Genomic DNA, 3,284 nt, shown 5'->3' with positions numbered 1-3,284 from the left:
TATCAATTCGGAGAAAGTCTGAATCCCTACAGGATATTTCTTCAATACTGACTGTGTCATACGGATGCGGTTCGTTTGGTTTCCACAAAGATAAACATTCTATCCGAATTCCGGTTCATTTTCAAACTCTATCTATCTAATAACATCCTTTATTTCCTTAAAGTTCTGCAAACCGCTTTCTATCGCATTCACATTCACCTGCTTGCCACCCGAAAATCTCCATATAAACGAAACACCTACATACTGCACAGGCGTAGTAAAATCGTAAGTCACTTTATTGCCATTGGCATAGCGGTCATATTTGCGGCGGTCTCCAAAGGCATTGAACATGAAAGTCAATTGCAACTTATCCTTACACAGCATTTTATAAACTTGCCCACCTACATTATACACAGTATGGTAAGTACGGTCGTATGTCTTGAAAGTCGGCTCAAACATCAGGTTCAACATGCCTCCCCAGCCGTGATTGAAAGCAAAGGTGTTATAAATGGCATAATACTGGCGAAGCCTTGTTTTCCCATAGTAGATGCCGTCTAAGGTAACATCCTCCGGATGAATCTCCAAACGACCGGAGGCTTTCATCCTCCACGGCTTGACTGGATTTAGATTCAGTTCCGCTCCCACACCATAGAAATCCGCAGACGGAAGATTCACCGGAATGGTGTAAAACACATCCGGAGCACCCGCACTTTGCCTGGTTTCCCAATAAATATTATCTTTCGTATGCGAATAGACCGCTGTCAGGTTCAACAGGTTGCGCCATAAAGAAGCACCGGCGATAAGCATATCTGCCGTGGGGGCTTTCAAGTCGGGATTGCCAACCGTATAATTATATGGGTCACTCCAGCGGACCGTAGATGAAATCGCAGCATACGGGATATCCTCAAGGGTACGTTTGTAGTTCAGCATCAGCATATACTCGCCTTTCTTATCCAACGGCATCATCAGTTGTACGGTCGGATTTATCCCCCACTGTGTGTCCGATGACTCGATTCCATCATCCAACGTTTTATATTTGATTTCATTCAATTGCCAGTTCACGCCTACACTGTAATTGATTTTCCAGATTTGCCCCATGGCAGACACATACGCCAACGGGGTCAGTCCTTTTGTCGTTGTTGCGGTTTGGCTTGTCTGGAAACGGTCTGTTTGATTGGAAGCACCGATAGCAGGATGATAATCAGAGACAATATAGTGCACGGATGCACCGTATTTCCATACTAATTTTTGGCTGCGAAGGTCGGTCACATCAACCGAAAGTTTATACATATCCAATGAAGATTCATCTTCAGATACATCAGATGTGTTGTCACCATACGAATAACCTGTACGGTTATCCGACTGGCGGTTAAAATAATCGCCTGTTATATCCAATGTTGTCCCTTTCCGGCTAAGTTTGGAAGTGTATTTCAAGGTCGCTTCCTGATCAAGGTAATTGTCTTTGCCTTCAATAGCCGAACGAATGGCGTTTTCCTGACCGTCAGCGGTCAATGAAGAAGTCTTAAGCCGGTTTGTCGCCACATAATAGCTGGCTCCAAGAGAATGCTTTTCGTTTATCTGCTGGGTAAGGCTCAAACGGTTGTTGATGTTATGCCCCCGATATTTTGTCTCTTCATCGATTTGCGTGCGCAAATCGGTCGACTGGCTCCATACGGTTTGACCGGCGGTTTCTTCCTGCTGATTGAAATTCAAAGAAAGGTTATCGTAAACATTCAGATTCTTATAACGGTAACGGATTACACCACCTACGTTTTCATTACTGAATCCGTAATCGGGATAAAATGTGGCACCTCCGGTCAAAGCACCATAATATCCGCCTTGTGGTGGCTGGCGAAGGGAAATATTGATTGTTCCGCCTGTCAAAGCCGCATTTTGATTACTTCCTGCCAGATAGTTCACTTTCACTTGTTCAATCATATCTGCCGGGAGATTCTTCAGTTCGTCTATGTTGGTAAGCTTCATGCCATCTACATAGATTTCACTTACAAGAAGTCCATTGATTTTATAACTGTCATCCTCTTTAGTTATCCCCGGAAGAAACACCAAAGCATCGGCAGACTGTTTTCCTTTCAGAATCTCCGAAGAATGAAGATTAACAGTATAGCCATTCGCATTGTGACGGATTCTTGAAGCGACAACACTCACCTCCTCAAGCATCACGGCATCTTCTTTCATAACAATCGTTCCAACATTACCCGCCTTGCAAGTTTTACGGACTGTAGTATAACCAATATAAGATACTAATAACGCATACTCCTTATCTGACTGAACCGGTAAACGGAAAACTCCTTCCGCATCCGTAGTAACTCCATTAACATACGAAGAGTCTTGCACATGCTGAAGAACAACACTCACATAAGGCAACGGATGCTTATTTTCGTCCACTACTTTCCCCGAAATTGTACCTTGCGCCATTATCCGGCACATCGAACAAATACATAATAAAATTACGAATAAATACCGTTTCATGAAACAAACTATTTTCAACTAACTTACAGAGACCAGAATTACCTGTCGCTATCCCTCAATCGTCCAATCTTCAATCGTATGCCGTCCGCTATCGAAGTTGATGCCAACCTTTACTATCGGCAAGCCGCAAAGGGCGAAACGTTCGGGATAGTTTTTCAAGTCTATTTGTTCCATCGCCTCATCCGCACTCTTATCAAGTTTCACCTCTATTATATATAAGGTATGCGCGGTACGCATCACTACGTCTACCCGTCCTCTCGGTGTATGCACCTCTACATCCACATAATAACCCAAGAGGCTGAAAATGATGTAAAGCACCTGCTGGTAATGCCCCTCGTAATCGGTGTTATCCGTATAAGGGACCGTAGAAAGGAAAGTCTGAAGCAGACGCAAGGCACCGTCCATATTTTCCGTATGCAGTTGTTCCGCCATCAGTCCCAACAAAGTACCTACCGGTTCCGTATCCGGCACATAATTCTGCATCAAGTTATTCATTAATCCCAAACGCACCTCCTGATTAGGAATATCGAGGGTATAAAGTTGTGCAAAAGGGATATAGTCCTTAATGGTAAGATAACCGCTTTGATAGAGCAACGGAGTAACATTCGTCATCCGTTCAACAGGTGCGTCAAAATTCTCACGTCTGACCTTCCGTCCCCCTATTTGTTGGGGCATCACATGAAACTTACGTAACATTTCTATCAAATAAGTAGGCGTGCCGCTCCCAAACCAATAAGCATTCAACTCCCCTTCGCTGAAAGCATTCATCAAGCTATAAGGATTATAAATATCAGGAGAGGGCCATGTAAAGTGAT

Annotated in this window: 2 protein-coding genes; both read right to left on the bottom strand. The window is 43.7% G+C overall.

Annotation, left to right across the window (positions count from 1 at the left end; genetic code table 11):
* Nucleotides 1-132: 132 nt before the first annotated feature.
* A complete protein-coding gene (locus B5F91_RS14655; protein WP_087429754.1) occupies nt 133-2,469 on the bottom strand; it encodes an outer membrane beta-barrel family protein in 2,337 nt (778 codons plus the stop codon).
* 48 nt (nt 2,470-2,517) lie between these two features.
* Nucleotides 2,518-3,284 (bottom strand): PD-(D/E)XK nuclease domain-containing protein (locus tag B5F91_RS14650; RefSeq protein WP_204244708.1); only part of this gene is annotated, 767 nt, incomplete at its 5' end.

It is taken from the genome of Bacteroides sp. An322 (assembly GCF_002161765.1).
GTDB lineage: Bacteria > Bacteroidota > Bacteroidia > Bacteroidales > Bacteroidaceae > Phocaeicola > Phocaeicola merdavium.
This window is presented reverse-complemented; position numbering and strand designations above follow the sequence as displayed.